This window comes from Psychrosphaera sp. B3R10 (genome assembly GCF_018861025.1).
Lineage (GTDB): Bacteria > Pseudomonadota > Gammaproteobacteria > Enterobacterales > Alteromonadaceae > Psychrosphaera > Psychrosphaera algicola.
This window is the reverse complement of sequence record NZ_JAHKQH010000048.1, coordinates 1-4,650: the sequence shown is the minus strand read 5'-3', so window position 1 is coordinate 4,650 and position 4,650 is coordinate 1. Positions and strand designations below refer to the sequence as shown.

Below are 4,650 nucleotides of genomic sequence, written 5' to 3'. Positions count from 1 at the left end.
CTGGCCTATTTCCCTAAAGGGTTTATTGAGAATATGTTTTTCGTCTCAGCCAATCCCTGGGTGAGTTTCACCAGTTTTGATTTAAACGTGGCCAATATGGACAACTTCTTCGCCCCCGTTTTCACCATGGGCAAATATTATACGCAAGGCGACAAGGTGCTGATGCCGCTGGCGATTCAGGTTCATCATGCCGTTTGTGATGGCTTCCATGTCGGCAGAATGCTTAATGAATTACAACAGTACTGCGATGAGTGGCAGGGCGGGGCGTAATTTTTTTAAGGCAGTTATTGGTGCCTAGAAATATTTTATCTGATTAATAAGATGATCTTCTTGAGATCGTTTTGGTCTGCGCGTAATCTCTTGCTCTGAAAACGAAAAAACCGCCTTGCAGGGCGGTTTTTCGAAGGTTCTCTGAGCTACCAACTCTTTGAACCGAGGTAACTGGCTTGGAGGAGCGCAGTCACCAAAACTTGTCCTTTCAGTTTAGCCTTAACCGGCGCATGACTTCAAGACTAACTCCTCTAAATCAATTACCAGTGGCTGCTGCCAGTGGTGCTTTTGCATGTCTTTCCGGGTTGGACTCAAGACGATAGTTACCGGATAAGGCGCAGCGGTCGGACTGAACGGGGGGTTCGTGCATACAGTCCAGCTTGGAGCGAACTGCCTACCCGGAACTGAGTGTCAGGCGTGGAATGAGACAAACGCGGCCATAACAGCGGAATGACACCGGTAAACCGAAAGGCAGGAACAGGAGAGCGCACGAGGGAGCCGCCAGGGGGAAACGCCTGGTATCTTTATAGTCCTGTCGGGTTTCGCCACCACTGATTTGAGCGTCAGATTTCGTGATGCTTGTCAGGGGGGCGGAGCCTATGGAAAAACGGCTTTGCCGCGGCCCTCTCACTTCCCTGTTAAGTATCTTCCTGGCATCTTCCAGGAAATCTCCGCCCCGTTCGTAAGCCATTTCCGCTCGCCGCAGTCGAACGACCGAGCGTAGCGAGTCAGTGAGCGAGGAAGCGGAATATATCCTGTATCACATATTCTGCTGACGCACCGGTGCAGCCTTTTTTCTCCTGCCACATGAAGCACTTCACTGACACCCTCATCAGTGCCAACATAGTAAGCCAGTATATACACTCCGCTAGCGCCCAATACGCAAACCGCCTCTCCCCGCGCGTTGGCCGATTCATTAATGCAGCTGGCACGACAGGTTTCCCGACTGGAAAGCGGGCAGTGAGCGCAACGCAATTAATGTGAGTTAGCTCACTCATTAGGCACCCCAGGCTTTACACTTTATGCTTCCGGCTCGTATGTTGTGTGGAATTGTGAGCGGATAACAATTTCACACAGGAAACAGCTATGACATGATTACGAATTCGAGCTCGGTACCCGGGAATTAAAGAGGAGAAATTAAGCATGGTGAGCAAGGGCGAGGAGGATAACATGGCCATCATCAAGGAGTTCATGCGCTTCAAGGTGCACATGGAGGGCTCCGTGAACGGCCACGAGTTCGAGATCGAGGGCGAGGGCGAGGGCCGCCCCTACGAGGGCACCCAGACCGCCAAGCTGAAGGTGACCAAGGGTGGCCCCCTGCCCTTCGCCTGGGACATCCTGTCCCCTCAGTTCATGTACGGCTCCAAGGCCTACGTGAAGCACCCCGCCGACATCCCCGACTACTTGAAGCTGTCCTTCCCCGAGGGCTTCAAGTGGGAGCGCGTGATGAACTTCGAGGACGGCGGCGTGGTGACCGTGACCCAGGACTCCTCCCTGCAGGACGGCGAGTTCATCTACAAGGTGAAGCTGCGCGGCACCAACTTCCCCTCCGACGGCCCCGTAATGCAGAAGAAGACCATGGGCTGGGAGGCCTCCTCCGAGCGGATGTACCCCGAGGACGGCGCCCTGAAGGGCGAGATCAAGCAGAGGCTGAAGCTGAAGGACGGCGGCCACTACGACGCTGAGGTCAAGACCACCTACAAGGCCAAGAAGCCCGTGCAGCTGCCCGGCGCCTACAACGTCAACATCAAGTTGGACATCACCTCCCACAACGAGGACTACACCATCGTGGAACAGTACGAACGCGCCGAGGGCCGCCACTCCACCGGCGGCATGGACGAGCTGTACAAGTAATCTAGACAGCGCTTTTCCGCTGCATAACCCTGCTTCGGGGTCATTATAGCGATTTTTTCGGTATATCCATCCTTTTTCGCACGATATACAGGATTTTGCCAAAGGGTTCGTGTAGACTTTCCTTGGTGTATCCAACGGCGTCAGCCGGGCAGGATAGGTGAAGTAGGCCCACCCGCGAGCGGGTGTTCCTTCTTCACTGTCCCTTATTCGCACCTGGCGGTGCTCAACGGGAATCCTGCTCTGCGAGGCTGGCCGGCTGCAGGCATGCAAGCTTGGCACTGGCCGTCGTTTTACAACGTCGTGACTGGGAAAACCCTGGCGTTACCCAACTTAATCGCCTTGCAGCACATCCCCCTTTCGCCAGCTGGCGTAATAGCGAAGAGGCCCGCACCGATCGCCCTTCCCAACAGTTGCGCAGCCTGAATGGCGAATGGCGCTGATGTCCGGCGGTGCTTTTGCCGTTACGCACCACCCCGTCAGTAGCTGAACAGGAGGGACAGCTGATAGAAACAGAAGCCACTGGAGCACCTCAAAAACACCATCATACACTAAATCAGTAAGTTGGCAGCATCACCCGACGCACTTTGCGCCGAATAAATACCTGTGACGGAAGATCACTTCGCAGAATAAATAAATCCTGGTGTCCCTGTTGATACCGGGAAGCCCTGGGCCAACTTTTGGCGAAAATGAGACGTTGATCGGCACGTAAGAGGTTCCAACTTTCACCATAATGAAATAAGATCACTACCGGGCGCTGAGAGATCCCCTCATAATTTCCCCAAAGCGTAACCATGTGTGAATAAATTTTGAGCTAGTAGGGTTGCAGCCACGAGTAAGTCTTCCCTTGTTATTGTGTAGCCAGAATGCCGCAAAACTTCCATGCCTAAGCGAACTGTTGAGAGTACGTTTCGATTTCTGACTGTGTTAGCCTGGAAGTGCTTGTCCCAACCTTGTTTCTGAGCATGAACGCCCGCAAGCCAACATGTTAGTTGAAGCATCAGGGCGATTAGCAGCATGATATCAAAACGCTCTGAGCTGCTCGTTCGGCTATGGCGTAGGCCTAGTCCGTAGGCAGGACTTTTCAAGTCTCGGAAGGTTTCTTCAATCTGCATTCGCTTCGAATAGATATTAACAAGTTGTTTGGGTGTTCGAATTTCAACAGGTAAGTTAGTTGCTAGAACCCATGGCTCCTTTGCCGACGCTGAGTAGATTTTAGGTGACGGGTGGTGACAATGAGTCCGTGTCGAGCGCTGATTTTTTCGGCCTTTAGAGCGAGATTTATACAATAGAATTTGGCATGAGATTGGATTGCTTTTAGTCAGCCTCTTATAGCCTAAAGTCTTTGAGTGACTAGATGACATATCATGTAAGTTGCTGATAGGTTTCCAGTTTTCCGCTCCTAGGTCTGCATATTGTACTTTTCCTCTTACTCGACTTAACCAGTACCAACCCAGCTTCTCAACGGATTTATACCATGGCACTTTAAAGCCAGCATCACTGACAATGAGCGGTGTGGTGTTACTCGGTAGAATGCTCGCAAGGTCGGCTAGAAATTGGTCATGAGCTTTCTTTGAACATTGCTCTGAAAGCGGGAACGCTTTCTCATAAAGAGTAACAGAACGACCGTGTAGTGCGACTGAAGCTCGCAATACCATAAGTCGTTTTTGCTCACGAATATCAGACCAGTCAACAAGTACAATGGGCATCGTATTGCCCGAACAGATAAAGCTAGCATGCCAACGGTATACAGCGAGTCGCTCTTTGTGGAGGTGACGATTACCTAACAATCGGTCGATTCGTTTGATGTTATGTTTTGTTCTCGCTTTGGTTGGCAGGTTACGGCCAAGTTCGGTAAGAGTGAGAGTTTTACAGTCAAGTAATGCGTGGCAAGCCAACGTTAAGCTGTTGAGTCGTTTTAAGTGTAATTCGGGGCAGAATTGGTAAAGAGAGTCGTGTAAAATATCGAGTTCGCACATCTTGTTGTCTGATTATTGATTTTTCGCGAAACCATTTGATCATATGACAAGATGTGTATCCACCTTAACTTAATGATTTTTACCAAAATCATTAGGGGATTCATCAGTACCGGGCGTATTTTTTGAGTTATCGAGATTTTCAGGAGCTAAGGAAGCTAAAATGGAGAAAAAAATCACTGGATATACCACCGTTGATATATCCCAATGGCATCGTAAAGAACATTTTGAGGCATTTCAGTCAGTTGCTCAATGTACCTATAACCAGACCGTTCAGCTGGATATTACGGCCTTTTTAAAGACCGTAAAGAAAAATAAGCACAAGTTTTATCCGGCCTTTATTCACATTCTTGCCCGCCTGATGAATGCTCATCCGGAATTTCGTATGGCAATGAAAGACGGTGAGCTGGTGATATGGGATAGTGTTCACCCTTGTTACACCGTTTTCCATGAGCAAACTGAAACGTTTTCATCGCTCTGGAGTGAATACCACGACGATTTCCGGCAGTTTCTACACATATATTCGCAAGATGTGGCGTGTTACGGTGAAAAC

4 protein-coding genes and 1 pseudogene are annotated in these 4,650 nt (G+C 50.2%); 3 read left to right on the top strand and 2 right to left on the bottom strand.

Translation table 11 applies throughout. The features are described from left to right. Nucleotides 1-270 (top strand): CatA-like O-acetyltransferase (locus KO525_RS19530; protein WP_215965530.1); only part of this gene is annotated, 270 nt, incomplete at its 5' end. A gap of 1,170 nt (nt 271-1,440) precedes the next feature. After that, the gene (locus tag KO525_RS19525) at nt 1,441-2,124 is read left to right on the top strand and encodes a hypothetical protein (RefSeq protein WP_139162151.1); all 684 of its coding nucleotides are present in this window, start codon (nt 1,441-1,443) and stop codon (nt 2,122-2,124) included. Nucleotides 2,125-2,524: 400 nt separating this feature from the next. Here the strand turns inward: KO525_RS19525 and KO525_RS19520 are convergent. Further along, a pseudogene (locus KO525_RS19520) lies at nt 2,525-2,644 on the bottom strand (IS1 family transposase); the annotation flags it as partial. 247 nt (nt 2,645-2,891) lie between these two features. Next, a complete protein-coding gene (locus KO525_RS19515; RefSeq protein WP_001339197.1) occupies nt 2,892-4,100 on the bottom strand; it encodes an IS4-like element ISVsa5 family transposase in 1,209 nt (402 codons plus the stop codon). A 160-nt stretch (nt 4,101-4,260) separates the two neighbouring features. Here KO525_RS19515 and KO525_RS19510 point away from each other — a divergent pair. Then, a partial coding sequence (locus KO525_RS19510) for a CatA-like O-acetyltransferase (RefSeq protein WP_252738714.1) occupies nt 4,261-4,650 on the top strand: 390 nt, incomplete at its 3' end.

Bases quoted from the DNA above. Each gene is read 5' to 3' on its own strand.
- KO525_RS19525 (WP_139162151.1), top strand. From the start codon at position 1,441: ATGGCCATCATCAAGGAGTTCATGCGCTTCAAGGTGCACATGGAGGGC.
- KO525_RS19515 (WP_001339197.1), bottom strand. From the start codon at position 4,100: ATGTGCGAACTCGATATTTTACACGACTCTCTTTACCAATTCTGCCCC.